The organism is Microvirga lotononidis (assembly GCF_034627025.1).
In the GTDB taxonomy this organism is placed as follows: Bacteria; Pseudomonadota; Alphaproteobacteria; order Rhizobiales; family Beijerinckiaceae; genus Microvirga; species Microvirga lotononidis.
Genome location: NZ_CP141048.1, coordinates 3,436,900 through 3,461,812, shown reverse-complemented (window position 1 = coordinate 3,461,812; position 24,913 = coordinate 3,436,900). Strand labels below are relative to the sequence as shown.

At 66.3% G+C, this 24,913-nt stretch carries 24 protein-coding genes and 1 tRNA gene; 10 read left to right on the top strand and 15 right to left on the bottom strand.

The window, feature by feature from the left end:
• Positions 1-121: 121 nt before the first annotated feature.
• Both U0023_RS16390 and U0023_RS16385 read left to right on the top strand, forming a co-directional pair.
• A complete protein-coding gene (locus U0023_RS16390; protein WP_040637950.1) occupies positions 122-1,069 on the top strand; it encodes an ABC transporter ATP-binding protein in 948 nt (315 codons plus the stop codon).
• The gene (locus U0023_RS16385; RefSeq protein ID WP_009489251.1) at positions 1,066-1,827 is read left to right on the top strand and encodes an ABC transporter permease; all 762 of its coding nucleotides are present in this window, start codon (positions 1,066-1,068) and stop codon (positions 1,825-1,827) included. Before U0023_RS16390 ends, U0023_RS16385 begins: the two co-directional genes overlap by 4 nt.
• Before the next feature lie 472 nt (positions 1,828-2,299).
• Here U0023_RS16385 and gltX read toward each other — a convergent pair whose 3' ends face one another.
• From gltX to gor, 4 genes are all read right to left on the bottom strand, one after another.
• The gene (gene gltX, locus U0023_RS16380; RefSeq protein ID WP_009490853.1) at positions 2,300-3,640 is read right to left on the bottom strand and encodes a glutamate--tRNA ligase; all 1,341 of its coding nucleotides are present in this window, start codon (positions 3,638-3,640) and stop codon (positions 2,300-2,302) included.
• Between the two features lie 137 nt (positions 3,641-3,777).
• Positions 3,778-5,511, bottom strand: coding sequence for an NAD+ synthase (locus tag U0023_RS16375; protein WP_322883752.1), 1,734 nt, complete (start codon positions 5,509-5,511; stop codon positions 3,778-3,780).
• Positions 5,512-5,897: 386 nt separating this feature from the next.
• Entirely contained in the window at positions 5,898-7,283 is a 1,386-nt protein-coding gene (locus U0023_RS16370) for a class II 3-deoxy-7-phosphoheptulonate synthase (RefSeq protein ID WP_009490855.1), read from the bottom strand.
• 130 nt (positions 7,284-7,413) lie between these two features.
• Positions 7,414-8,799, bottom strand: a complete 1,386-nt coding sequence (gene gor / locus U0023_RS16365; RefSeq protein WP_009490856.1) for a glutathione-disulfide reductase — start codon at positions 8,797-8,799, stop codon at positions 7,414-7,416.
• Positions 8,800-9,032: 233 nt separating this feature from the next.
• Here gor and U0023_RS16360 point away from each other — a divergent pair, with 233 nt between their 5' ends.
• From U0023_RS16360 to U0023_RS16350, 3 genes are all read left to right on the top strand, one after another.
• Positions 9,033-10,004 carry a Bug family tripartite tricarboxylate transporter substrate binding protein gene (locus U0023_RS16360; RefSeq protein WP_009490857.1) on the top strand — a complete coding sequence of 324 codons (972 nt, stop codon included), beginning with the start codon at positions 9,033-9,035 and terminating at the stop codon, positions 10,002-10,004.
• A 69-nt stretch (positions 10,005-10,073) separates the two neighbouring features.
• Positions 10,074-10,547, top strand: a complete 474-nt coding sequence (locus U0023_RS16355) for a tripartite tricarboxylate transporter TctB family protein (RefSeq protein WP_009490858.1) — start codon at positions 10,074-10,076, stop codon at positions 10,545-10,547.
• A gap of 10 nt (positions 10,548-10,557) precedes the next feature.
• Entirely contained in the window at positions 10,558-12,057 is a 1,500-nt protein-coding gene (locus U0023_RS16350; RefSeq protein WP_009493884.1) for a tripartite tricarboxylate transporter permease, read from the top strand.
• Positions 12,058-12,135: 78 nt separating this feature from the next.
• Here the strand turns inward: U0023_RS16350 and U0023_RS16345 are convergent, their stop codons facing one another.
• The 3 genes from U0023_RS16345 to U0023_RS16335 all read right to left on the bottom strand — a co-directional run bounded on the left by U0023_RS16345 (position 12,136) and on the right by U0023_RS16335 (position 13,949).
• The gene (locus tag U0023_RS16345) at positions 12,136-12,642 is read right to left on the bottom strand and encodes a DUF2059 domain-containing protein (RefSeq protein ID WP_009493885.1); all 507 of its coding nucleotides are present in this window, start codon (positions 12,640-12,642) and stop codon (positions 12,136-12,138) included.
• A gap of 30 nt (positions 12,643-12,672) precedes the next feature.
• Positions 12,673-13,368 (bottom strand): ribose-5-phosphate isomerase RpiA, encoded by a 696-nt coding sequence (rpiA, locus tag U0023_RS16340; protein ID WP_009493886.1) that lies wholly within the window; start codon positions 13,366-13,368, stop codon positions 12,673-12,675.
• Between the two features lie 125 nt (positions 13,369-13,493).
• On the bottom strand, positions 13,494-13,949 hold the full coding sequence (locus tag U0023_RS16335) for a hypothetical protein (RefSeq protein WP_009493887.1): 456 nt from the start codon (positions 13,947-13,949) through the stop codon (positions 13,494-13,496).
• A 91-nt stretch (positions 13,950-14,040) separates the two neighbouring features.
• Here U0023_RS16335 and U0023_RS16330 point away from each other — a divergent pair, with 91 nt between their 5' ends.
• On the top strand, positions 14,041-14,742 hold the full coding sequence (locus U0023_RS16330; RefSeq protein WP_009493888.1) for an HAD family hydrolase: 702 nt from the start codon (positions 14,041-14,043) through the stop codon (positions 14,740-14,742).
• A gap of 67 nt (positions 14,743-14,809) precedes the next feature.
• Here U0023_RS16330 and U0023_RS16325 read toward each other — a convergent pair.
• Positions 14,810-14,884 (bottom strand) — tRNA-Val (locus tag U0023_RS16325).
• A gap of 247 nt (positions 14,885-15,131) precedes the next feature.
• On the opposite strand from U0023_RS16325, the gene U0023_RS16320 reads away from it, so the two are divergent.
• Complete coding sequence (locus tag U0023_RS16320) at positions 15,132-15,716, top strand: L,D-transpeptidase (RefSeq protein WP_009493889.1); 585 nt, start codon at positions 15,132-15,134, stop codon at positions 15,714-15,716.
• A 61-nt stretch (positions 15,717-15,777) separates the two neighbouring features.
• On the opposite strand, the gene U0023_RS16315 is transcribed toward U0023_RS16320, so the two are convergent.
• The gene (locus U0023_RS16315) at positions 15,778-16,146 is read right to left on the bottom strand and encodes a gamma-butyrobetaine hydroxylase-like domain-containing protein (protein WP_009493890.1); all 369 of its coding nucleotides are present in this window, start codon (positions 16,144-16,146) and stop codon (positions 15,778-15,780) included.
• A gap of 94 nt (positions 16,147-16,240) precedes the next feature.
• On the opposite strand from U0023_RS16315, the gene moaA reads away from it, so the two are divergent.
• The 3 genes from moaA (at position 16,241) to U0023_RS16300 (ending at position 19,165) form a co-directional block, all read left to right on the top strand.
• Positions 16,241-17,278, top strand: coding sequence for a GTP 3',8-cyclase MoaA (gene moaA, locus U0023_RS16310; protein ID WP_009493891.1), 1,038 nt, complete (start codon positions 16,241-16,243; stop codon positions 17,276-17,278).
• Positions 17,279-17,306: 28 nt separating this feature from the next.
• On the top strand, positions 17,307-18,095 hold the full coding sequence (locus tag U0023_RS16305; protein ID WP_052600684.1) for a transporter substrate-binding domain-containing protein: 789 nt from the start codon (positions 17,307-17,309) through the stop codon (positions 18,093-18,095).
• A gap of 98 nt (positions 18,096-18,193) precedes the next feature.
• Positions 18,194-19,165 carry an NAD(P)-dependent oxidoreductase gene (locus U0023_RS16300; RefSeq protein ID WP_280943879.1) on the top strand — a complete coding sequence of 324 codons (972 nt, stop codon included), beginning with the start codon at positions 18,194-18,196 and terminating at the stop codon, positions 19,163-19,165.
• A gap of 67 nt (positions 19,166-19,232) precedes the next feature.
• On the opposite strand, the gene U0023_RS16295 is transcribed toward U0023_RS16300, so the two are convergent.
• The 6 genes from U0023_RS16295 to cobT all read right to left on the bottom strand — a co-directional run bounded on the left by U0023_RS16295 (position 19,233) and on the right by cobT (position 24,856).
• Positions 19,233-21,500 (bottom strand): caspase family protein, encoded by a 2,268-nt coding sequence (locus U0023_RS16295; RefSeq protein WP_009493894.1) that lies wholly within the window; start codon positions 21,498-21,500, stop codon positions 19,233-19,235.
• 104 nt (positions 21,501-21,604) lie between these two features.
• A complete protein-coding gene (locus U0023_RS16290) occupies positions 21,605-21,811 on the bottom strand; it encodes a hypothetical protein (protein WP_009493895.1) in 207 nt (68 codons plus the stop codon).
• A 12-nt stretch (positions 21,812-21,823) separates the two neighbouring features.
• Positions 21,824-22,615 carry an enoyl-CoA hydratase-related protein gene (locus U0023_RS16285; RefSeq protein WP_009493896.1) on the bottom strand — a complete coding sequence of 264 codons (792 nt, stop codon included), beginning with the start codon at positions 22,613-22,615 and terminating at the stop codon, positions 21,824-21,826.
• A gap of 3 nt (positions 22,616-22,618) precedes the next feature.
• Entirely contained in the window at positions 22,619-23,269 is a 651-nt protein-coding gene (locus U0023_RS16280) for a uracil-DNA glycosylase family protein (protein WP_009493897.1), read from the bottom strand.
• Positions 23,270-23,330: 61 nt separating this feature from the next.
• Positions 23,331-23,834, bottom strand: coding sequence for a thermonuclease family protein (locus tag U0023_RS16275; protein WP_009493898.1), 504 nt, complete (start codon positions 23,832-23,834; stop codon positions 23,331-23,333).
• Positions 23,831-24,856, bottom strand: a complete 1,026-nt coding sequence (cobT, locus tag U0023_RS16270) for a nicotinate-nucleotide--dimethylbenzimidazole phosphoribosyltransferase (RefSeq protein WP_009493899.1) — start codon at positions 24,854-24,856, stop codon at positions 23,831-23,833. Before cobT ends, U0023_RS16275 begins: the two co-directional genes overlap by 4 nt.
• Positions 24,857-24,913 lie beyond the last annotated feature (57 nt).

The window sequence follows — 24,913 nt, the reverse complement described above, 5'->3', positions numbered from 1 at the left end:
TCCTCGGATCGGGGTTACCGGCGCGCGGCCGGCAGCGACAAGGAAGCCTCGGCGGTGATCCATTCCGCCCCGCCTTCCGTCATGCTATCACCCCGGCATGAAACCGCTCGATTCTCCTGAAATGTCCCGGCCCGCGGGTGCTTCCGATCCGATCATTTCCATCTCCGGCCTCAGCAAGACCTACGCATCGGGCTTCCAGGCCCTCAAGACGGTCGACCTGGACATCCGCCGGGGTGAGATATTCGCGCTGCTCGGGCCCAACGGCGCCGGCAAGACGACCCTGATCAGCATCATCTGCGGGATCGTCAATCCGAGCACGGGCACCGTCACGGCCGACGGGCACGACATCCTCCGCGACTACCGGGCGGCGCGCACCAAGATCGGCCTCGTGCCGCAGGAACTCACCACCGATGCGTTCGAGAGCGTGTGGGCGACGGTAACGTTCAGCCGGGGCCTCTTCGGCAAGCCGCCCAATCCCGCCTATCTCGAAAAGATCCTGAAGGACCTCTCCCTGTGGGAGAAGCGGGACAGCAAGATCATGACCCTCTCGGGCGGCATGAAGCGCCGGGTTCTGATCGCCAAGGCCCTGTCGCACGAGCCCAAGATCCTCTTCCTCGACGAGCCGACCGCCGGGGTCGACGTGGAGCTGCGGCAGGACATGTGGAACATGGTCCGTTCCTTGAGGGAGAGCGGCGTCACCATCATCCTGACCACCCACTATATCGAGGAGGCCGAGGAGATGGCCGACCGGATCGGGGTGATCCGCAAGGGCGAGATCATCCTGGTCGAGGACAAGACTGTCCTGATGCGGAAGCTCGGCAAGAAACAGCTCACCCTGCACCTGCAGAGCCCGCTCGCGGGCCTCCCGCCCGAGCTGCAATCCGACAGCCTGCAACTGTCCCCGGACGGCAGCCAGCTCGTCTACACGTTCGACACGCAGACGCAGGAAACGGGCATCGCGGGCCTACTGCGCCGCCTGAACGAGCACGGCATCGACTTCAAGGATCTTCAGACGTCGGAATCCTCCCTCGAGGAGATCTTCGTCAGCTTGGTCAGGGGGCGTCCATGAACCTTTACGGCATCAAGGCCATCTATCTCTTCGAGATGGCACGCACCTGGCGCACGCTGATGCAGAGCATCGCCTCGCCGGTGATTTCGACCTCGCTCTACTTCATCGTCTTCGGCTCCGCCATCGGCTCGCGCATGGCCAATATCGACGGCGTGAGCTACGGCGCCTTCATCGTGCCGGGGCTGATCATGCTCTCGATCCTGACGGAGAGCATCTCGAATGCCTCGTTCGGCATCTACATGCCGAAATTCTCCGGCACGATCTACGAGCTCCTCTCGGCCCCGATCTCCGCACTGGAGACCGTGATCGGCTATGTGGGGGCGGCGGCCACCAAGTCGGTGATCATCGGCACCATCATCCTGATCACGGCGCGGCTCTTCGTGGATTTCTCCATCGAACACCCTGTCTGGATGATCGCCTTCCTGGTGCTGACCTCCGTCACCTTCAGCCTCTTCGGCTTCATCATCGGCGTCTGGGCCGACAGCTTCCAGAAGCTGCAGGTCGTCCCGCTGATGATCGTCACGCCCCTCGCCTTCCTGGGCGGGAGCTTCTATTCGATCAACATGCTGCCGCCCTTCTGGCAGACGGTCGCCCTGTTCAACCCGGTAGTCTATCTGGTGAGCGGCTTCCGCTGGAGCTTCTACGGCGTCGCCGACGTGGGCGTGGGCTTGAGCCTCGCCATGACGCTCGTGTTCATGCTGATCTGCCTCAGCGCCGTCTGGTGGATCTTCCGGACGGGCTACAAGATCAAGGCTTAGGATAATCCACCCGTCACGCCGGGTCGTGGGACGACGGCGTGGGTATGTTGATGGTTTCCTGTCAAAGAGCCAGCGCCTGCGGGCCCGCCGCTTGCGCTGCGAGCCTGCAGGTCAGTCGAGGGAGGGCGCGAGAAGGCGTCCGGCTCGGTGTAAGCTAAAGGAAGAACCCGACGGCTCCTCGCGCACGGTTCTTTTAGGCGTTTCGACTTGGACCAGCACAGGGCTGCCAAGGGCCTCCTGCCGCCGGCTGCGTGACCGGCGGACAGGACCGTGCCTGCTCCCACACCGTGCGACGCCTCGCGAAGCGCGCCCCTCGTCGGATCAGGCTGTGCAACGATATAGCCAAGGCTCATCCCCCTGTCAAGAACAAAGTGAGAACATAACATCACGCGCTCACACCCTCACCCGTCATGGCCGGCACAAGGCCGGCCATGACGTGGTGGATTTCAGTGCCGGCCAGGGCGTGGGGCGCTCAAGCCACCTGCCCCGACAGCCGCGCCCTGGCCCGCTCCGGCCCGATCAGCGGCAGAAGCGCACCCAGCTCCGGGCCATGGTCGAGCCCGGTGAGCGCGAGGCGCAGGGGCATGAACAGGGCCTTGCCCTTTACCCCGGTGGCCGCCTTCACGGCCTCGGTCCAGGCCTTCCAGGTCGTCGTGTCCCAGGGAGCCTCCGGCAGGGCGGCCGTGGCCGCCTGGATGAAAGCCATGTCTTCGATGGCGGGGGTCACCGGGCCGCGCACTACCTTGGCCCAGTCGGCCGCATCGCGGACCTTCGGCAGGTTGCCGCGCACGGCGAGCCAGAACGCTTCGCCGGCATCGGCGTCGAGTCCGGCCAGGCGCTCGCGGACCGCCTCATAGGGCATCTCGTGGATCAGGCGGGCGTTGAGATGGTCGAGTTCGCTCTCGTCGAACTTCGCGGGTGCGCGGGAGATGTGGGAGAAATCGATGAGCTTGGCAAGTTCGCCGAGATCGGCCACCGGCCGCACGGCCTCGGCCGAACCGACGAGAACGGCAAGCGAAGCGACCGCCTGTGGCTCGAGGCCGGCATCGCGCAGGCCCTTGATCGAAAGATGGCCGAGACGCTTGGACAACCCCTCCCCGCTTGCCGTGATCAGAAGGCTGTGATGGGCGAAGGTGGGGGCGGCGGCGCCCAAAGCCTCGAAGATCTGGATCTGCACCGCCGTGTTGGTGACGTGATCCTCGCCGCGGATCACATGGGTGATCTTGAGCTCGATGTCGTCCACTACGGAGGGCAGCGTGTAGAGATAGGTCCCGTCCCCGCGCACCAGCACCGGATCGGACAGGGAGCTGCAATCCACATGGCAAGGACCGCGCACCAGATCGTCCCAGACGACGGTGGTGGGCTCGAGGCGGAAGCGCCAGTGGGGCCTGCGCCCCTCCTGTTCGAGCCTCGCGCGATCCTCTTCGGTCAGCTTGAGGGCGGCCCGGTCGTAGATCGGCGGCAGGCCACGGGCGAGCTGGCGCTTGCGGCGGAACTCCAGCTCTTCCTGCGTCTCGTAGCAGGGATAGAGGCGCCCGACCGCCTTCAGCCGCTCGGCGGCGGCGTCATAGAGATCGAAACGATCCGACTGGCGGACGACGATATCGGGCGGAATGCCGAGCCAGTTCAGATCGGTTTGAATCGAGTCCGCGTATTCCTGCTTCGACCGCGCCACGTCCGTATCGTCGAAGCGCAGGATGAAGGTGCCGCCCTCGCGCCGCGCATAGAGCGCGTTGAGCAGGGCGACGCGGGTGTTGCCGATATGGATGTGCCCGGTCGGTGACGGGGCGAAGCGAACGATGGGCTTGGACATGCAGATGCTATGGCGAAGGGAACAGAGCCGCGCAAGGGGTGTCGGGATTTTCGGCGGGCTTCCCCGCCTGCCGTTGTCGAGGATTTTCACCCTCACGTCATGGCCGGCACAAGGCCAGTGATGACGTGGAGTAATCCTCACATATCCATCGAACCCATGCGCGGCTTGCCGATGGCGCGCTCCAGGGCTTCGTCCTTCCGGTGCGCCGCCAGTCCCTGGTCGCGGTAGCGATTGACGATGGGATAGCGGCGGTCGCGGCCGAAATTCCTGCGCGTCACCTTCACGCCGGGCGCCGCCTGGCGCCGCTTGTATTCGGCGACGTAAAGCAGCCGCTCCACCTTCTTCACGACCTCAGGATCGTAGCCCTTCGCCACGATGTCGGAGACGCGCAGCTCCTCTTCCACGAGGCCGCGCAGGATCTCGTCGAGATCCTCATAGGGCGGCAGCGAATCCTGGTCCTTCTGGCCCTCGCGCAGTTCGGCCGTGGGCGCCTTCGTCAGGATGTTCTCGGGGATGACGATCCCGTCCGGTCCGAGCGCCCCCTTGGGCTTCCAGCGATTGCGCAGCGCCGCGAGGCGGTAGACCTCCATCTTGTAGAGGTCCTTGATCGGATTGAAGCCGCCGTTCATGTCGCCATAGATCGTGGCGTAGCCCACCGACATTTCCGACTTGTTGCCGGTCGTTACCACCATGGCACCGAACTTGTTCGAGATCGCCATGAGGATGGTGCCCCGGGCGCGGCTCTGGAGGTTCTCCTCCGTGATGTCGCGCTCCCGGCCGGCGAAGATCGGCTCCAGGGCGGCCTCGAATCCTTCGACCGGAGCGGCGATCGGCAGGATGTCGTAGCGGACACCCAGCATCTGCGCGCAGGCTTCCGCATCCTTCAACGACTCGCCAGAGGTGTAGCGATAGGGAAGCATCACGCAATGCACCCGCTCGGGCCCGAGCGCGTCCACCGCCATGGCGGCGCAGATGGCGGAATCGATGCCGCCGGACAGGCCCAGCACAACGCCCGGGAAGCGGTTCTTCTCCACGTAGTCGCGAAGCCCCAGGACGCAGGCGGCGTAATCGGCCTCCTCGCCCTCCTCCACGGTGACGACGGGCGCCTCGCGGCAGGCCCAGCCCTCCTCGCCCTTCGTCCAGGTGGTGAGCGCCACGATCTCCTCGTTGGCCGGCAGCTGGCAGGCGAGCGAGGAATCCGCATTGAGCACGAAGGACGCGCCGTCGAAGACCAGCTCGTCCTGGCCGCCGACCTGATTGAGATAGACCAGCGGAAGCCCGCTCTCGGTCACGCGGGCGGCCGCGATGTTGAAGCGCTCCTCGGTCTTGCCGCGCCAATAGGGGGAGCCGTTCGGCACGAGGAGCATCTCGGCGCCCGTCTCGGCGAGGCACTCCACCACGTCGCCGGTCCAGATGTCCTCGCAGATCGGAATCCCCAGGCGGATGCCGCGGAAGTTCACGGGTCCGGGCAGAGGCCCGGCGGCGAAGTTGCGTTTCTCGTCGAAGACGCCGTAATTGGGCAGGTCGACCTTGAAGCGCACCGAGATCGAGCCGCCGTCGAGGAGCGCATAGGCGTTGTAGAGTTCGTCCCCTTCCCGCCACGGCAGGCCGATGAGCATGCCGGGACCGCCATCTGCCGTCTCGCGGGCGAGCCGTTCGAGGGCGGCGCGGCAGGAATCCTGAAAGGCGGGCTTGAGCACGAGGTCCTCGGCGGGATAGCCCGCGAGGAACTGCTCGGCGAACATCACGAGATCGGCCCCGAGCCGGACCGCCTCCGCGCGCGCCAAGCGCGCCTTCTCCTCGTTTCCGGCCACATCGCCGACGATGGGGTTGAGCTGCGCGAGAGCGATCTTGAGAGTGTTCTGAACCATAGCGAGGATCTAGCGCGCGGCACGGTCGTCAGCAATCCGAGGGTGAGGCTTTCCCCTGAACTCCCGAACGCTCGCCGGCCGCATCGTTCGTGTGTCCTCGCACCTCTCCCGATGAGGCGGAAGTCGGCTCCATCGACAACTTATGCAGAGCCCAAGCTTTGTGGGAACCCGCAACAGTCCAGTTCGTTATTTCCACACGAAACATTGGGAGACTGACATGCTCAAAGGCGGCCTTCTCTGGCTCATCGGCATTCCGCTGCCGATCATTCTTCTTCTTTTCTTCTTCGGCTGGCTTCACTAAGCCGAAACACAAGTAGAGTTGCGTATGCGTAAAATAAAAGGGGCGCCGCAAGCGCCCCTTTTATTTACTTAATCTGCCCAGTCTTTCACTCCGCCGCGAGGGCGGCCGGTCGTTCCCTTGACTGGCGCTCCCGCTTGATGAGCTCCGAAGTCAGGAAAGCGATCTCGAGAGCCTGTTCGGCATTGAGGCGCGGGTCGCAATAGGTGTGGTAGCGATCGCGCAGGTCCGCATCGGTGAGCGCGCGGGCGCCGCCCGTGCATTCCGTCACGTTCTTGCCGGTCATCTCCAGGTGAATGCCGCCCGCATGGGTGCCTTCCGCCTGATGGATGGCGAAGAAGTCCTGCACCTCGCCCATGACCCGCTCGAACGGCCGGGTCTTGTAGCCCGAGGCCGCCTTGATGGTGTTGCCGTGCATCGGATCGCAGGACCACACGACCGTGCGCCCTTCCCGCTGCACCGCGCGGATCAGGCCCGGCAGGTGGTCGCCCACCTTGTCGGCGCCGAAGCGGCAGATCAGCGTCAGGCGGCCGGCCTCGTCTTCCGGGTTGAGCGCGTCGATGAGCTTCAGCAGCCCATCGGCCGAGAGCGACGGGCCGCATTTGAGACCGATCGGATTCCTGATGCCGCGCATGTATTCCACGTGGGCATGGTCGAGCTGGCGGGTGCGGTCGCCGATCCAGAGCATGTGGCCGGAGGTGGCGTACCAGTCGCCGGTCGTGGAATCGACGCGGGTCATGGCCTCCTCGTAGCCGAGCAGCAGGGCCTCGTGGCTGGTGTAGAAATCCGTCGAACGCATCTCGGGATGGGTCTCGGGATCGATCCCGATGGCCCGCATGAAGTTCAGGCTCTCGGTGATGCGCTCCGCAAGCTCGCTGTAGCGGGAGGATTGCGGCGAATCCTTCACGAAGCCGAGCATCCAGCGATGGGCGTTCTCGAGATTGGCGTAGCCGCCGGTCGCGAAGGCGCGGATCAGGTTCAGGGTCGCGGCCGATTGGCGATAGGCCATGAGCTGGCGGCGCGGATCCGGCGTACGGGCCTCCGGCGTGAAGGCGATGTCGCTGATGATGTCGCCCCGGTAGCTCGGCAGCTCCACCCCGTCGATGGTCTCCGTCGGAGCCGAGCGCGGCTTGGCGAACTGGCCCGCGGCCCGGCCGACCTTCACCACGGGCGAGCCGCCCGCATAGGTCAGCACCACGGCCATCTGGAGGAACAGGCGGAAGAAGTCGCGGATGTTGTCGGCCGAATGCTCGGCGAAGCTCTCGGCGCAGTCGCCGCCCTGGAGTAGGAAGGCCTCGCCCTTGGCGACCTTGCCGAGCGTCCGCTTCAGCTTGCGCGCCTCGCCCGCAAATACGAGCGGGGGAAAGCCGGCGAGCTGCTGCTCGACGCTCTCAAGCGCCTCAAGGTCCGGATAGGCCGGAACCTGCTGGATCGGCTTGTTTCTCCAGCTGTCGGGCGTCCACCGCTCGGTCATGACACTAACCCCCGTGTCCTTTCTCGAATTCTTCATCGTTCACCGCAATAAGCGGCACGAAACGGCACCTATACACGACATATTCAAAAAGGCGAGTGCCGAGGAGCACTGCGCTGCTGCGACGATTCGATCACCCCACTGCCACCGGCTTCTTCACCACCACAGGCGTGCGCATGGTGACCAACTCCTCGGCTGCCGTTGGGTGAACCGCCACGGTGCGGTCGAAATCGGCCTTGGTGGCTCCCATGGTCACGGCGATGCCGGCGAGCTGGATCATCTCGCCCGCGTCGTGGCCCATGATATGGACGCCCACGACCTTGTCGGTCGCCTTGTCGACGATGAGCTTCATGAAGACCCGGTCCTTGCCGCCCGAGAGCGTGGCCTTCATCGGCCGGAAGGCGGTCTTGTAGACGTCCACATCGCCGTAGACTGCCCGGGCCGCGTCCTCGCCGCAGCCGATCACGCCGATTTCCGGCGTCGAGAAGACGGCCGTGGGGATCAGGTCGTGGTCGACGATGGTGGGCTTGTCCCCGAACACCGTGTCGGCGAAGGCGTGCCCCTCCCGGATGGCGATCGGTGTGAGGTTCGCCCGGTTGGTCACGTCGCCGACCGCATAGATCGACGGAACGAGGGTCTGGGAATAGCCGTCCACCGGAATGGCCCCGACCTCGTCGACGGTGATACCGGCCGTCTCCAGCCCGAGTCCTTTCGTGTTCGGCCGCCGTCCCGTCGCGACCAGAACCTGATCGACCGTGATCGTGGAACCGTCCGACAGGGTCGCGGCGATGCCGTCGGCGGTCTTCTCGAGGCTCGTGAGGGTCGTGCTCAGGGCCAGCTTGATCCCGCGCTGGGCATAGGCCTCGCCGAGCGCGTCGCGGACATCCTCGTCGAAGCCGCGCAGGAGCTTGTCGCCCCGGTGCAGGAGGGTGACCTCGCTGCCGAGACCGGCGAAGACCCCGGCGAACTCGACCGCGATGTAGCCGCCGCCGACCACCAGGATCCGTTTGGGCAAGGCGTCGAGATGGAAGACCTCGTTGGACGTGATGCCGAGCTCCCCGCCGGGGATCACAGGCTCCAGGGTCGGATGCGCCCCGACGGCCACCAGGATGTAGCGGGCACGGACGCGCTCACCGGTCTTGAGCAGATGGACCGTATGCGCGTCCTCGATCACGGCGCGGCTGTCCACGACCTCGACGCCGGCCCGTTCGAGATTGGCACGATAGATTCCCTCGAGCCGGTCGATCTCCTTGTCCTTGTTGCGGATCAGGGTCGCCCAATCGAAGCGCGTCCCACCGACGCTCCAGCCGAAGCCCTCCGCATCGTGGAAATCGTCGGCGAAGCGGCTGGCATAGACCATCAGCTTCTTCGGCACGCAGCCTCGGATGACGCAGGTTCCGCCGACCCGGTATTCCTCCGCCAGCATGACCCTCGCGCCGTAGCCCGCGGCGATCCGCGCCGCGCGCACGCCGCCGGATCCTCCTCCGATCACGAACAGGTCAACGTCGAATGAGGACATGGTGCGGTCTCCGCTCAATTCTGCAACTTGGATTCATTCATATAGTGACGGTCTTCGGCAACGTCGCCCGCCAGTCCCGCTTCGGGTGCATGGCTGTTCCCCTGAATCGAGAAGCTCTTACGCTAAGGTTCAACATGGATAAAGGAGCAAGCCGCTTGCCGCCCCCCTGTTCCCTCATTAGGGTCTGCCGCGGATGTGCCGACTGAAGGTCGGTGACCAATCGGAGAAAACTAATGAGCCATTTTCGTAAAGGTCTTTGGCGCAGCGCTCTGGCTGCGGCGGCCGTGGCAGGATTCGTGACATCGGCGGCAGCTCAGATGGAGCTCAAGATCATGGCTCCGGCAGCACCCGGCGGCGGCTGGGATCAGACGGCCCGCTCCATGCAGCAGGCCCTGACCCAGGCCGGCATCGCCAAGAGCGTACAGGTCGCCAACGTGCCGGGCGCCGGCGGCTCCATCGGCATCGCCCAGCTCGTGAACAATTCGAAGGGCGACGGCAACCAGCTCATGGTCATGGGCTACGTGATGGTGGGCGCCCTCCTCACCAACAAGTCGCCGGTCACCCTCGACCAGACGACGCCCATCGCCCGCCTGACCTCGGAATACGAGGCGATCGTGGTCCCGGCCAGCTCGCCGATCAAGTCCGTCAAGGAACTCGCCGATGCCATCAAGGCCGACCCGGCCAAGGTGACTTGGGCCGGCGGCTCGGCCGGCGGCGTCGATCACATCGCGGCGGCCCTCTTCGCCAAGGCGGCCGGTGCCGACCCGACCAAGATCAACTACATCCCCTTCTCCGGCGGCGGCGAGGCCCTGGCGGCCATCCTCGGCGGCAAGGTGACGGCCGGCATCTCCGGCTACGGCGAATTCGAAAGCCAAGTGAAGGCGGGCAAGCTGCGTCTCCTCGGCCTGACGTCGCCGGCCGATAAGGCAACCGCCGAGCAGCCCTCCATCAAGGCACAGGGCGTCGACCTCGAAATCGCCAACTGGCGCGCCGTCGTCGCTCCTCCCGGAATCTCGGCCGACCAGAAGAAGGCCCTGACGGACGCCATGGACAAGATGGCCAAGTCCAAGGAATGGCAGGAACTCCTGAAGGCCAAGGGCTGGGAGGATTCCTACATGTCCGGCGACGCCTTCTCCAAGATCCTTGCCGACGAGCAGGTCCGCACGAAGGAAGTGCTCACCGCGGTGGGGCTGGTGAAGTCTTAATTTTCAAGATAAAGGCCGTTGGAGGCGCCGCGTTCTCGGAGCGCGGCGCCTCTTTTTTTGGGATCACCTATGACCACACCCCTCTCTCGGCGTCCTGACGTGGCCGGCCTTGTCATTGCGCTCGTTCTTCTCGGCCTGGCCGGTCTTGTCTGGTGGGACATGACGAAGCTGCAGATCCTGTCGCCCTACGATCTCGGGCCCAAGGTCATGCCGATCGTCGTCGCGGTCGGCCTGACCTTGCTCGCCATCGGCAACGGCATCGGCGCCCTGCGCGGCGACCTGCCGGCGCGCGACAGCCTCGACTGGAAGCCGATCCTGCTCATCCTCGGCGGGCTCGCCTGCCTCATCGCCCTGGTCGCCGTCGGCGGCGGCTTCATGATCGGCACCGCGATCCTGTTCGCCACCACCTCGGCCGCCTTCGGCCGCCGGGCGTTCCTGACCGATCTTTTAATCGGCGCCGTGATCGCGGTCTTCATCTACCTGCTGTTCGGCAAGCTCCTGACCCTGTCCCTGCCGGCCGGGCCGCTCGAGCACCTGTTGTGAGACCCTGACCATGGAAGCCTTCACCTCCCTCGCCGGCGGCCTGGCCGTCGCCATCCAGCCGATGAACCTGCTGTTCGCGCTCATCGGCGTGCTGCTCGGCACCGCCGTCGGCGTGCTGCCCGGCATCGGCCCGGCGCTCACCGTGGCGCTGCTGCTGCCGATCACCTTCAAGCTCGATCCGGCCGGCTCGATCATCATGTTCGCCGGCATCTATTACGGCGGCATGTACGGCGGCTCGACCACCGCCATCCTGATCAACACGCCCGGCGAGAGCGCCTCGATGGCCACCGCCCTCGAGGGCAACCTGATGGCCAAGGCCGGCCGCGGCGGCCCGGCGCTGGCGACCTCGGCCATCGGCTCCTTCGTGGCCGGCACCATCGCGACCCTCGGGCTGACGCTGCTGGCCCCCTATCTCGTCGAGGTTGCCGTCAGCTTCGGGCCGGAGGACTACTTCGCCCTGATGTGCGTGGCCTTCGTGACCGTCTCGGCCACCTTCGGCGACTCGCCGGTGCGCGGCCTGACCAGCCTGTTCATCGGGCTGCTGCTCGGGCTGGTGGGCATCGACATCCTGTCCGGCCAGTCGCGCCTGAGCTTCGGCATTCCCGAGCTCTACGACAACGTCGAGGTCACGACCCTGGCCGTGGGCCTGTTCGCGGTCGGCGAGGCGCTCTACGTCGCCTCGCGCCGGCACATCCACGAGGAGAAGCTCGAGGCGGTGCGCGGCTCGCTGTGGATGACCAAGGAGGACTGGAAGCGCTCGTGGAAGCCGTGGCTGCGCGGCACGCTGTTCGGCTTCCCGATCGGCGCACTGCCGGCCGGCGGCGCGGAGATCCCGACCTTCCTGTCCTACGCGACCGAGAAGCGGCTGACCAAGTACCCGCAGGATTTCGGCCATGGCGCGATCGAGGGCGTGGCCGGGCCGGAGGCGGCCAACAACGCCTCGGCGGCCGGCACGCTCGTGCCGCTGCTGACGCTCGGCCTGCCGACCTCGGCGACGGCGGCGATGATGCTGGCCGGCTTCCAGCAATACGGCCTCAATCCCGGTCCGCTGCTGTTTGCCGAGCAGCCGGCCCTGGTGTGGGGCCTGATCGCCAGCCTGTTCATCGCCAACACCATGCTGCTGGTGCTGAACCTGCCGCTGGTCGGGCTGTGGGTGAAGCTGCTGGCGATCCCGCAGCCGTGGCTGTATGCCGGCATCCTGGTGTTTGCCACCATGGGCACGATCGCGGCCAATCCGTCGCCGGTGGAGCTGATCATGCTGACCGGGTTCGGGGTGCTCGGCTTCCTGATGCGCCGGTTCGACTTCCCGATCGCCCCGGTGGTGGTCGGCCTGATCCTGGGCCCGATCGCGGAAAGCCAGCTGCGCCGGGCGCTCTCGATCAGCCTGGGCGATCCGATGGTGCTGCTGCAGAGCCCGATCTCCGCCACGCTCCTCGGCATCGCCGTCATCGCCCTGATCCTGCCCTTCGTCCTCAAAGGCATGGGCCGCTTCAAAGCCGTCGAGGATTGACCCTCAAGCAACGACACCCAACAAAAATGGCCCGGACAAACCGGGCCTTTCTTGTTGTGCTCGGCGTGGCCGCCGGCGTCAGTTGAGCTGGTGGCCGCGCTTGCCCATTTCCTCGCGGGCGCGCGCCATGATGAACTCCGAGGTCCGCTGGGTCCAGATGGCCATGTCGCGGACGATGGCGTCGAGAATGCCCGGCTGCAGCTGCACCCATTTCTGGCCGGCCGCAGACTTGTAGAACGCCGCAATCTCCTTCAGCTCCGCCTCGCTCAGCCGCGCCGCAAGCGTCTTCGCCGTGGCGTCGACCATTTCCTTCTTCTTCTGATCGACCTCAGGGCGGATGAGAGCGACCACCTGGTCCAGATCCTGGCGGATCTCCGGGCGGGTCACGTTCATCTGCTGGAGCTGGTTGAGCAGCGGATCGGTCATGGCGTCGAAGGCGCCGGTCAGACCGGAGCTGACGGCGACCTCGTTGGCGGCGGCCAGCTGGCCGGCGGTGGGTTGCGGCGCCTGCTGGGCGAAAACGGGACTTGCGAGCATGAACAACGCGACCGAGGTCGCGGCCAGGCGGGAAGCGTTGCGGATCATAGAAGTGGCTCCAATCGTCATGGTTTCTGGTCAGAGCTGACCGAGTTCGACGAGCCCGTCACCCGTTGCGAGGATCGCTCCGGTGGCCAGACCCAGGAAAAGACCGTGCTCGACGACGCCGGGGATGTTGTTCAGCGTCGAGGCCAGCACGTTCGGCTTTTCGATGCGCTCGAGATGCGCATCGAGAATGAAATGTCCCCCATCGGTGACGTAGGCCGCCCCGTCGGGAGCGTGCCGCAGAACCAGTTCGCCGCTCATGCCGAGGCTGTCCAGCAGCCTGACGATGGCGCGCTCCGTGGCCGTGAGGCCGAAGGGCACGACCTCGATGGGCAGGGGAAAGCGGCCGAGCTTCGAGACGAGCTTGGATCCGTCAGCGATCACGATCATCCGCTGGCTCGCGGAGGCCACGATCTTCTCGCGCAGGAGAGCGCCGCCGCCGCCCTTGATGAGGCGCAGGTCGTCATCGATCTCGTCGGCGCCGTCGACCGTCAGGTCCAGGTCCGGAGTTTCGTCGAGGGTCGACAGGGGAATGCCCTCGCGTTGCGCCTGCTCGCGGGTGGCCTCGGAGGTGGGAACGCCCACCACCTTGAGGCCCGCCCGAACCCGCTCGCCGACGGCCGACACGAAATGCGCCGCGGTCGAGCCGGTGCCCAGGCCCAGCCTCATGCCGTCGGTCACGAGTTCAGCAGCCCTGTCGGCCGCAGCGCGCTTGAGATTGTCGCTCACTGAAATCCTCTAAGAATGCGTCCGCCCCGGCTCGAGAAAGCTGTTCTGCTCGCCTCTAGCATGTCGGAGCGGCTGAAAGAAAGAACGTTTCATCCGCGGTCGGCCGGAGAGGTTCGCGCGCCCGGTCAGGGACGCTGCGGCGAAGCCCCCGTGCCTGAGCCGCCGCTCGGAGTGGCGGCCGTCGGAGCGGCCGACGAGACGGCGGGAGACGGGGTCGTCTGGGGCGTGCAGACTACGCGTTCGTCGAAAACGTAGCAGATACTCATCTGGCCGGTGCGATAATTCACCCGGAAAACGCCCCCTTCCCGCTCGTGCCTGGAAGCGACGAGGCCGTATTCCCCCGGCGCCTGGGCTCCCGCGCCTTCGCCCGCGCTGTAGCAGAGGGTGACCCCGACGGTGCCTTCCTGTAGACCATACTGGCAGGAGCTCACCTCGCCGGTGATCCGATCGATCCTATAAATCCTGTTCAGGTCGGTCTGAGGCGCAGGGACGAAATCATAGGACGCCGCCAGGGCGGGGCTCGACAAGCCTCCCAGCGCCAGGACTGCCGAAATCAACGCCGCGGAACCAAGGGGCCGCATTCACCACTCCATCCGGTAAGAACGAATCAACCATAGGCACCATATCATCCCAGTGCTTGATTCCCTTGCCTGCAGCAGGTAGCCGACCTTCATGGCCATTGATACCCCGCACATCGTCTCGCCCATCGCCGTCTTCGACCTCGATGGAACCCTGGCAGACACGGCCGGCGATCTCGTCGGGACCCTCAATGTGATTCTCGACCGCGAGGGGCTCGCCCCCCTGCCGGTCGCCAAGGCGCGGGACATGATCGGTGCGGGCGCCAGAGCCCTGATCGAACGCGGGTTCGAGGCCGCCGGCAAGGAGCTGGCCCCCGCCTATCTCGACGAGCTGTTCCGTCAGTTCATGGTCCATTACGGAGAGAACATCTGCGTCCGGACTCAGCTCTACCCGGGCGTCGCCGCGGCACTGGACCGGCTGGAAGAGGCAGGGTTCATCCTGGCGGTCTGCACCAACAAGGTCGAGGAACACTCGGTCAAGCTGCTCGACGAGCTCGGTGTCGGCCGGCGGTTCGCGGCCAATTGCGGCCGGGACACCTTTCCCTACTTCAAGCCCGATCCGCGACACCTGACCCTGACCATCGAACGCGCGGGCGGGAGCCCGTCCCGGGCGGTCATGATCGGCGATTCCCGGACGGATATCGTGACGGCGAAGAATGCCGGCATCCCAGTGATCGCGGTGCCGTTCGGTTATACGGAGGTGCCGGTCCGGGAGCTGGGTCCCGATCTGGTGATCGATCACTTCGACGATCTCTTCGCCGCCGTCCAGGCCGTCATGAGGCCGCTGGCGGCCTGACGCGACACGCGTTCGTGCCGCGCGCCGATCGCGCACGAAAAAGTGAAGCTTCGATATCAGGAAGGAATGGTGGGCGCGACAGGGATTGAACCTGTGACCCTTCGCGTGTGAAGCGAATGCTCTCCCGCTGAGCTACGCGCCCTGACCAGGGCCTTCTAAAGGCGCAGAACCCCCGGCGTCAAGCCAAAGAAGCATGTCCCGGCCGAAGTATTTTGTTTCGCGAATTGCGGCAGCGCCGCTTTAACGAATTGGTTACGATGTGGCGGGAATGAGGCTTTTTTGCACTAGAATTTTATAGCAGAACCTTGATAAGCCATGGATCCGAAGCGGGGCTGTTGCGTTGAGCAAGGACAGACCCTGCCACCAACCATGTTTTATCTGAGGCAATAATGGGACGCACTCGCGCTGCCTTGACCGGGCTCGCCTGCGCTTTCGTCGCCCTCGCGACGCCGGCTGCGGCATTTACGGCAATCGACCCTCTGACCCGCCAGCCGCTCTACAGCGCTGAAGATGCCCTGAAGGCCCAGGCCGCGCCGGTCGCGCGCGAGGTCGTCTCATTCGACGGCCGCTACGCCCCCGGCACCATCGTCGTGTCGACGAGCGAACGCCGTCTGTGGTTCGTGCTCGGCAACGGACAGGCCATCCAGTACGGCGTCGGCGTCGGACGTCCGGGCTTCACCTGGTCGGGCTCCCATTCCGTCACCATGAAGCGCGAATGGCCGGATTGGCGCCCGCCGGCAGCCATGCTCAAGCGCCGTCCCGACCTGCCCCGCTACATGAAGGGCGGGCCCGACAACCCGCTCGGCGCCCGCGCCCTCTATATCGGCAGCACGATCTACCGCATTCACGGCTCGAACGAGCCGGAAACCATCGGCGAGGCCGTGTCCTCGGGCTGCATTCGCATGACCAACGAGGACGTCACCGACCTCTACAACCGCGCCAAGGTCGGCGCGAAGGTCGTGGTTCTTCGCTAAAAGCCCCGAACAAGCGCATCATGGCCGGGCTCGTCCCGGCCATTTTCGTTTGCGGCAACCCTCAGCGAGCTCGAACCCGCGACAACCCCTTCGCGGCCAGTTCATCGAGATAAGCCTGCCACTTCTCCCCCCGTTCGGCTCCGAGCCGGTAGAGATAATCCCAGCCGTAGATCCCGGTGTCGTGCATGTCGTCGAAGACGAGCTTGACGGCGTAGTTGCCGACCGGCTCCACGCCGATGATCTGCACCTCCCGTTTGCCAGGCACCGTCTTGCGCTCGGCGGGGCTGTGCCCCTGCACCTCGGCGGAAGGGCTCGTCACCCTCAGGTACTCGGCCGGCAGGTCGAAGGCCGCGCCGTCGTCGAAGACGATGCGAAGGCTGCGCTTGTCCTTGGCGAGGCGGAGTTCCGTCGGCCAGCGTTCAGATGTCATAGCCCTCAACCCCTTTTCCGGAACACGATTTCACGCTAACTGCTTGATCATAACATCGAAGGCAAGCGTTCACGCGAACAAGGACGTCTCCGCCATGGGAGCCTTTCAGGCCCATCTCGAGAATGACGATACCGCCCGGTCCCTTCTGGACCCGTTTGGCCGGGCGATCACCTACCTCCGGGTATCGGTGACGGATCGCTGCGATTTCCGCTGCGTCTACTGCATGTCCGAGGACATGGCTTTCCTGCCCAAGCGCGACCTTCTCACCTTGGAAGAGCTCGACCGCATCTGCACGGCCTTCGTCGACCGGGGAGTGCGAAAACTGCGCATCACCGGCGGCGAGCCTCTGGTGCGGCGGGACATCATGATCCTGTTCGGCTCCCTGTCGCGCCATCTGGATTCAGGCGCGCTGGACGAGCTCACCGTCACCACCAACGGCTCGCAACTCGCCCGCCATGCCAAGGATCTCGCCGCCTGCGGGGTGAAGCGGATCAACGTGTCGATCGATACCCTCGATGCCGACAAGTTCCGGCGCATCACCCGCTGGGGCGACCTGACGAAGGTGCTGCAAGGTCTCGACGCCGCGCAGAACGCCGGCCTCAAGGTCAAGATCAACGCGGTGGCGCTGAAGGGCGTGAACGAGGACGAGATCGTGCACCTGCTCGAATGGACGCATGGCCGCGGCATGGACCTGACGCTCATCGAGGTAATGCCGCTCGGCGAGATCGACGGGCAGCGCGTCGATCAGTTCCTGCCGCTGTCCCTCGTCCGCGCGCGCCTTGCCGAGCGATACACGCTGGAGGATCTCGCCGACCGCACGGGAGGCCCCGCGCGCTACGTGCGGGTGAAGGAAACCGGCGGACGGCTCGGCTTCATCACGCCGATGACCCACAATTTCTGCGAGAGCTGCAACCGGGTGCGGCTGACCTGCACGGGCCAGCTCTTCATGTGCCTCGGCCAGGAAGATGCCGCCGATCTGCGAGGCCCGGTGCGCGCCTCGACGTCCGACGATCTGCTCGAGCGCGCCATCGTCGATGCCATCGCCCGCAAGCCGAAGGGGCACGACTTCATCATCGACCGGCGCCACGCTCGCCCGGCGCTGAGCCGACACATGAGCGTCACAGGCGGTTAGGCTCAAGGCAATGAGTGCGAGTATCCTCATGTTCACGCGAAGGCTGGCCCTCCTGGCATCGGTCCTGATCGGCCTGGGATCGGCGCCGGTCCTCGCGCAGGATGCGGCGCCCGCGCAGAAGCCGACGATCCGCATCGCCATCGAGGGCGCTTACCCGCCCTTCAATTTCATCGACGCCAACAACGAGCTGCAGGGTTTCGAGGTCGAACTCCTGAAAAGCCTCTGCGATGTGATGAAGGTCCAATGCGAACTCGTTCAGCATGAATGGGACGGCATCATCAAAGGCCTCCTGACCCGCGAATACGATGCGATCATGTCGTCCCTGGAGATCACGGAACGGCGCCAGAAGCGGATCGCGTTCTCGGACCCGTACTACCGCATCCCGGCGGTGTTCATCGGACCCAAGGCGACCGCGCCCGGTCCCGTCACGCCTGCGGCGATGGCCGGCAAGAAGATCGGCACCATCGAGCGCACCGATCACGAGACCTATCTCAAAACCTTCTACAAGGATTCCCAGGTCGTCCTCTTCGCCAAGGCGGAGGAGGCCAATCTCGATCTTCTCGTCGGGCGCATCGATGCGGTCTTCGCCGATGAACTGCTCCTTTCCAAATTCCTGAAGAGCCGCGAGGGAGCCTGCTGCCACATCCTCGGCGATGCGCCCGCGGAGCCCGCCTACAAGCGCGAATCCTATGGCATCGGCCTGCGCAAGGAGGACGAGAGCCTCCGTCGGCAGTTCAACCGCGCCATCGCGCAGGTGAAGGCGGACGGGACCTATGACCGGATCCGCACCGAATATTTCCCCTTCGACATCAAATAGAGGCGTTCACGCATGTCATGGCCGGCCTTGTGCCGGCCGTCTCGATAAGGTGAGGCTTGGCGCTTCAATCCATCGGGATCACCGGCACCAGGCCGGTGATGAGATCGTGGGTGTCATTCCCGCGGCGTCGAAAGATCCGGAAAAATCAGGTCCACATTTGCGCACGATGCGCTAGAACCGGCGAGACATTCAGGGAGCAGACGATGGCGAAGGTTGCATTCCTCGGGCTCGGCGTGATGGGCTACCCCATGGCACGTCACCTCAAGGCGAAGGGTCATGAGGTGACGGTCTATAACCGCACGGCAGCCAAGGCCGAGAAATGGGTGTCCGAGAACGGCGGCCGTGCGGCCGCGACGCCGCGCGAGGCGGCCGAGGGTCAGGAGATCGTCTTCGCCTGCGTCGGCAACGACGACGACCTGCGTCAGGTGACGCTCGGCCCCGACGGCGCGTTCCAAAGCATGGGCAAAGGCAGCATCTTCGTCGACCACACCACCGCCTCGGCGGAAGTGGCCCGCGAGCTTCATGCAGCCGCCGCGGAAAAGGGCTTCGCCTTCATCGATGCTCCCGTGTCGGGCGGTCAGGCAGGTGCGGAGAACGGTGTCCTCACGGTCATGTGCGGCGGCGACGCGGATGCCTACGCAAAAGCCGAACCTGCGATCATGAGCTTTGCGCGCGCCTCCCGCCTGATGGGCGAAGCCGGCGCCGGTCAGCTCACCAAGATGATCAACCAGATCTGCATCGCCGGCGTCGTGCAGGGCCTCGCCGAGGGCATCCATTTCGGCAAGAAGGCCGGCCTCGACATCGAGGCGGTGCTCGACGTGATCTCCAAGGGCGCCGCCGGCTCCTGGCAGATGGAGAATCGCGGCAAGACCATGAACCAGGGCAAGTTCGATTTCGGCTTCGCCGTCGATTGGATGCGCAAGGACCTGTCCATCGTTCTGGACGAGGCCCGCAAGAACGGCGCCAGCCTGCCGGTCACGGCCCTGGTCGATCAGTTCTACGCCGACGTGCAGAAGATGGGCGGCCGGCGCTGGGACACGTCGAGCCTGATCGCGCGGCTCGACAAGTAAGCCTTCGCGGATCCATCACTGAACGAAAGCGAAGCGCCGGGGCCGAAAGGCTCCGGCGCTCTCCGTTTCAGCGCACCTCTTCGGCGCAGGGCCGTCCGGGCCGGCAGCGCTCGGGATTGCCTCCGCCCTGGCGGTTGCCGGATGGTGCGGGCGCGGGGCGAACCTGCTGCGCCGGCCTCTCGAAGCCACGCCCGGGGGGCGGCTGCATCGCCGGGCGCGGCGGTTCGCGGAAGGCGCGCTCCTCGCGGGGAGCCTCCATGCGCGGAACGGGCCTGGGCTGGAAAGCGGGTGCCTCCGGACGTTCCATCCGGGGAGCGGGACGCGGCGAAGGACGCTCGCGATCCATTCTGTCCCAGGCGGCTGGCCGCTCACGCTCCATCGGCGGGCGAACGGCGACGTCCGGGCGCGGACGGCGCACCTCCGGTTGCGGGAACACGACCGCCGGGCGCCCGGCCTCGTTCCGGCCGGGCCGCTCCCGCTCTATGTCGATCCGCGGTCTCTCCGGGCGGGCCTGCCGCGGCATGATCTCCTCCCTGTCGAGATGCGGCTCTCTCACGCGGGCCGCATCGCGCATTGGGGCCGGACGGATCGTCCGGGGATCGGCATTGCGCTCGACGGGCCGAACGCCGCGCGGCGGCTCCGAATGGAAGGTCGGCTCTCCGATATCCGAGCGGCCCGGACGAGGCCGCTCCTGAGGGATGGTCGCCAGCGGGATCGGGCGCGCGGGAATGCGTCCGGGGCTCACCTGCGGCGGCTCACCGGGGCGAGAGCTCCTGCCCTCGCGCGGACCTCTCGGCTCGACCGAAACCGGCAGCGGCCGAAGCGGCGCGGCCAGTCCGGGCTGGCGCGGGACCACCGCCTCCTGAGGGCGCAGTCCGCGGCGCGGACGGGGGCCGCGCTCGTCGCCCATGAGGCCGCCGAAGACCGGCGGAGCGGCCACCGGGATGGCGACCGGGCCGCGTGGCGTGACCGGTGCGATGGGCTGGTAGAACGTGCGCGGCGGACGGGCGCGCATCGGGACCGGCATGGCCATCGGGATCGGCAGCACGCCGGCCATGATCGGCGGCGGCGGCGGCTCGCGGATGATCGTCACGAACTCCACATCCTCGTCGGGCGGCGGCAGGAGATAGACCGGCGCGCGCGGTGGCGGCACGTCGCGGATGATGGTCACGACCTCGACGACTTCGACCCGCTCCACCTCGGGCAGCGGCGGCGGCAGGTCCGCATATTCAACCTCCTCGAAGCCGGCCGGCGGCGCATAGGGGGCGGACAGGCGCACCAGACGGCGCTGGCAATCCGCCGCGTGAGGGCCGTTCGGATAGCGGCGGAGATAGGTCCAATAGGCCTCGCGGGTGTTGCTGGTGAGCGTGCGGCGCCAGACGAGGGCCTCGCGGCGGGCGGCCAGCAGCGCCGTCACGCGGCGGGCGAGGCGATGGTCCGGATAGCGGCGTAGAAAAGCCTGGTAGTCCTGGATCGTATCGCGCTCCACCGCGATGGCATAAGCCTCTTCGGCCGGGACGTCCTCGATCCGGCGCACCTCGCGCACCAGCGGCGCGGCCGCCGCCTCCGCCTGCTCGAAGAAGACGAAGGCGCCGTTTCCGAGATTGGCCGAATGCCAGGGAATCTGCAGGCCGTTCGTGGCCTCGTGGGTCCTGAGGCGCGTGCGGGCGAACACCTCGTCGAGGGGCATGCCGGGCTGGCGGATCATCTCCGCCAAGGCGGTCGCATAGGCCCCGTAAGGCCCCTTCCCATCGGCCGCGACGATGTTGGGAGCGGAGGAGAAGGCCATCAGGAACCCGGCGGGCGGCTCCATCAGGGCAAGGCCACTGGCCGCCGGAGCGCCTGCGGACCCGAGCGGGTAATCCCGCGCCATATCGGCGACGATCACCCGCACCTGCGCAGGGCCCCGCTCGAGGGAGCGGACGAGATCGGACAGCCGGAAGCCTTCCAGCGGCACGTCCACGTCACGCTCGATCCGGGCATCGACCGGGAGCAGATAATTCTCGCCTTCGAGCTGGACCCCATAGCCTGACAGATAGACCATCACGGTTGAACCGGGCTCCAGGTTCTGGCTCTTGTCGAGGAAGTCACGCACGAGGCTCCGCAGATCGCCGGCGCCGAGATCGCGCCCTTGGATCACCTCGAACCCGGCGCTGGTCAGGGTTTGGGCCATAAGGCCCGCATCGTTGACGACGGTCGGAAGCTCGCGGCCCCGATAGGCGCCCTGCCCGACCACGAGGGCAAGGCGGTCCTGAGCCGAAGCAATGGCCGCCTGTGCAGCGACGGCCGTCAGCGCAAGGCCGATAAAAACGATAGCACGTTTCAGACGAGACACGGAATATCCACCCCTTTGTCGCCCTTGCGGGTCTTTATGCAGATAAGGCCAAGGCAGTTGAACGGGTTGTGAACGAAACGGGACAGTCGACGCCGGCTGTCCGGTCACCGCCGCGTCATCGTCAGGTAGACGACGAAGGCTCCGATGGCGACGGCGAGCCCCATGATCACCATCTGGCGCGTCTCGCCCGTCAGGGCCGCGTCCCGGTACATCTGATTGAGGCGCTCGGCGCGTTCGGGATCGCGCGACATGAAGAGCCCGATGACGATGCTCAACGTGGCAAGGCCGAGAATCCAATAGGTCGGACGCATCGGGCTTTCTCCTTATCGTCCCTCGAAACGGGGAGCTCTCTTCTCGCGGAATGCCGCGACGCCTTCCATGAAATCGTGGCTCGATCCGGCCTCGGCCTGGAACCTCGCTTCGAGATCGAGCTGGGTTTCGAGATCGTTGGACAGGCTCTGTCCCACCGCCTGCTTGGTGAGGCGATACGCGAGCCCCGGCCCCTCGGCAAGCCTTGCGGCGAAAGCCGCCACGTCGACCGCGAACGACGCATCGTCGAACACTTTGTACACGAGGCCCATTCTCTGCGCCTCCTCGGCCGGAATCGTCTCCGCGCTCAGCATCAGGGCGAGCGCCAGCTTGGGGCCGACGAGGCGAGGCAGGATCCAGGTGCCGCCCGCATCCGGAATCAGCCCGATCTTGGCGAAGGCTTCCTGGAGATAGGCCGAGCGGGCCGCCACGACGATGTCGCAGGCGAGCGCGATGTTCATCGAGGCGCCAACCGCCGGGCCGTTGAGGGCGGCGATGGTCGGCTTCGGGTAATTGGCGAGCCTGAGCACCAGCGGGTTGTAGTCGCGGGCGAGCGCCGGTCCGAGATCGACGCGGCCCTGTTCGTCGCGTTCCAGATCGACCGTCAGGTCCTGGCCCGAGGAGAATGCCCGTCCCTCCCCGGTCAGCACCACCACGCGCACCGCATCGTCCCGCCCGCACCGGTCCAGCGCGTCACGCAAGTCCGCGTGCATGTCGGCGTTGAACGCGTTCATCTTCTCGGGCCGCGCGAGCGTGATCGTCGCGACCGCTCCGTCGACGGTGCAGCGCAGGGTCGTCGGGCTCATGCCTCAAAGCTCCTTGTCCTCAAGCTCGAACATAGTACGGATCTCGGAGCGGAGAACCGGCAAAAGCTCGGCTTCGAACCAGGAATTAGTCTTAAGCCAGCCATTGTTGCGCCAGGAAGGGTGCGGCAGCGGCAGGATGCGGGGTTTCTGAGGGTTGTCGAGGATGGAGCGCCACCGCCGGACGGTCTCCGTCAGCCCGTCCCTGAAATCGTCTCCCATATGCCAGGCCTGGGCATATTGGCCGATCAGGAGGACGAGATCGAGATTGGGCAGCGCCTGAAAGAGCGGCCGGCGCCAGGCCTCGGCACATTCCCGGCGGGGACCGAGATCGCCACCCTTGGCATCATGGCCCGGAAAGCAGGAGCCCATGGGCACGATGGCCACCTTGGACGCATCGTAGAAGGTGGTCTTGTCGAGGCCGAGCCAGTCGCGCAGCCGCGTGCCCGAACGGTCGTCGAAGGGGATGCCACTGGCGTGGGCGCGGGTTCCCGGCGCCTGGCTGGCGATGCACAGCCGCGCCGTCGCGCTGCCCTGGATGATCGGGCGCGGCTCATGCGGCAGGGCCGCGCCGAAGCGCGGCGCGTCGCGGCAGATCCGGCAGGCTCTCAGTTGTGCGGCAAGATCGTCGAAATTCGGGGAGGGATTCATCCCCATCACATGGAGATCGAGGCCCAGGCCGAGGAGAGGCCCGGAGGAACGACACGAGGTCGCTCCCTCACGAGTTGCGCCTGCGCCAGTCCTGCGGGCGCTCGAAATCGCCCTCCCAGAGCCCGACCGAGCGCTTGCGGGCGCGCGTCTCCTCGGGATCGTAATCGCGCCCGTAGGAGACGGCCCAGCCGTCCTCGACCATGCGGGCGCCGATGTCCCGGCCGTTCACGGTGCAGCGGGCGAGAACGCGCTGATAGCGGTCGCGGCCGGTGGCGCGACAGCGCACCGTCTCGCCGGACACGAGATCGATCAGCGCCCGGCGGGAGGTCTCGCCGCAGGCATAGGAACGGCCCGAGCGGGAGCAGGACTGCCTGATCTCGGGCGCGTCGATGCCCTTGAGGCGAATGCGCGTCTCGCCGATGCGGATCGTGTCCCCGTCGGTCACCTGGGCGCGGCCCTCGAGGGAGCGCCCGTTCGGCTTCATCGCAAGCCCGGCCCCGCCCGCGAGCGCCAGCGCGACGATCAGGGACGTGATGCCGCTCGACCGGGAGCGGCGACGCCTGAACCTCACGACAGGCGCTCGGAAACTCCCGCCTGCCCGAAGGTGGCCATATCGCGATGCACCGCCGCCGCCGCCTTCACGAGGCCCGCGGCCAGCGCCGCGCCCGATCCTTCGCCGAGCCGCATCCCCAGGACCAGGAGGGGCACCTTGCCGATGCGGGTCAGCACGTCCTGGTGCGCCCCCTCGGCGCTCAGGTGGCCGGCGATGCAATGGTCGATGGTCGAGGGATGGATGGCGTGAAGGACGGCCGCCGCGGAGGTGGCCACATAGCCGTCGAGGATCACCGGGATGCGCTGCAGGCGCGCCGCGAGAATGGCGCCCGCCATGGCGGCGATCTCGCGCCCGCCGAGGCGGCGCAGCACTTCGAGCGGATCCTTCAGGCTGGCGTTGTGATGGGCGATGGCCGCTTCGACCGCCGCGACCTTGCGCTTGAGCCCCTCGTCGTCGACTCCCGTCCCGCGTCCGACCCAATGCTCGGCCGATCCGCCGTAAAGGGCCGTGTAGATGGCGGCCGCGATCGTGGTGTTGCCGATGCCCATCTCGCCGATGGCGAGCAGATCGGTCCCGCCGGCGATCGCCTCCATGCCGAACGCCATGGTGGCGACGCATGACTTCTCGTCCATGGCGTCGGCCTCGGTGATGTCGCCGGTCGGCATGTCGATGGCGAGGTCGAAGACCTTGAAGCCCAGGCCATAGGCGGCGCAGATCTGGTTGATGGCCGCCCCGCCGGCGGCGAAGTTCTCCAGCATCTGGCGGTTCACCTCGGAGGGAAAGGCCGAGACGCCCTTGGCGGTCACGCCATGGCTTGCCGCGAAGACGCAGACGAGGGGACGGTCCACCGTCGGCGTGGGCTTCGCCTGCCAGGCGGCGAGCCATTCGGCGATCCGCTCCAGGCGGCCGAGGCTTCCGGCGGGCTTCGTGAGCTGACGGTCACGCGCCTGCACGGCCTCGACGGCGGCCTCGTCCGGACCGGGCATGGTCGTGATCAGGCGGCGGATATCGTCGAAAGGTGAGGACATGGCATCAGACATGGAGGGCTCCGGCCCCGGGGGGCATTGCAGAACGCGAAGAGGCGTGACCTATAACGA